Genomic DNA, 1,205 nt, shown 5'->3' with positions numbered 1-1,205 from the left:
AAGTAAAAGAATTGATTCGCCAATGTTTCGTCCAATTCCGGTGCCAATTGATTGAAGAAAAACTAATCCATCAAGAAGCCATTTTTATCGATGGTACAAAGATTGAAGCGAACGCAAATAAATTTACGTTTGTATGGAAGAAATCGATTGAGAAATATCATCAAAGTTTAATTGAAAAGTCCAACCAGCTATACAATGAATTACTTGAGAAAGAAATTATCCCTGAAATCGAACGTGAAAGCGATGAACAGTTATCATTAAAAGAACTCGCTCATTTGGTTCAACAAGTTGACGATATCGTAACCGAGTATGATAAGGAAATTGAGGCTTCATCAGATGTCCAAAAACGAAAAATTTTAAGAAGTGCACGCAAATATCCGAAACAAGTGCGTAATCAGTTGATTGATTTTGTCTTACGAAAGCAGAAATACCAACAAGACTTTGAAACTTTTGGCGCACGTAATAGCTATTCTAAAACAGATCGCGATGCGACATTTATGCGAATGAAAGATGATTATATGCAAAACGGGCAATTGAAAGCTGGTTATAATATACAAATCGCGACAGAGGGACAATACGCTTTAGCCTATAGTTTATTTTCAAATCCAACAGATACACGTACGTTAATTCCATTTCTAGATGAAATTGAGCAACATTATTTCGAACTACCGAAATACATTGTCGCAGATGCAGGGTATGGTAGTGAACAAAATTATCATGATATCCTTTCGAACAGAAAACGAGAAGCACTAATTACGTATAACATGTATTTGAAGGAACAAAAGAAAAAGTACAAACAGAACAAATTTAATCCCGACAACTGGGAATATGATGAAGAAACAGATACATATACATGCCCTAATCAGAAACGTCTTGAATTTCAATATGATTCTATCCGTAATGACCGTACAGGCTTCCAACGGAAGTTCAAAATCTACGAATGCGAAGACTGTTCTGGATGCCCATTCCGTTCATTGTGTACAAAAGCAAAAGAAGGCAACAATCGAAAATTAATAGTAAATGAAAAATGGGAACAACAAAAAGAATATGTAAGAATGAAGCTTTCAGAAGAGAAAACGAGTGCCATCTACCGAAAACGCAAAATCGATGTGGAGCCAGTTTTTGGATTCTTGAAGGCTAATTTGCGTTTCACTCGATTTTCTGTGCGAGGAAAATCGAAGGTTGAAAATGAAATGGGTCTTGCG

General features: G+C 35.8%; 1 protein-coding gene. It reads left to right on the top strand.

The genetic code is table 11. The features are described from left to right. Positions 1-1,205 (top strand): IS1182 family transposase (locus EKG35_RS20715; RefSeq protein ID WP_126296413.1); only part of this gene is annotated, 1,205 nt, incomplete at both ends.

The sequence above is a fragment of the Lysinibacillus telephonicus genome (genome assembly GCF_003966145.1).
GTDB classification, from domain to species: Bacteria; Bacillota; Bacilli; order Bacillales_A; family Planococcaceae; genus Ureibacillus; species Ureibacillus telephonicus.
The sequence above is the reverse complement of the archived record's forward strand: the minus strand, read 5'-3'. Positions and strand labels throughout refer to the sequence as shown.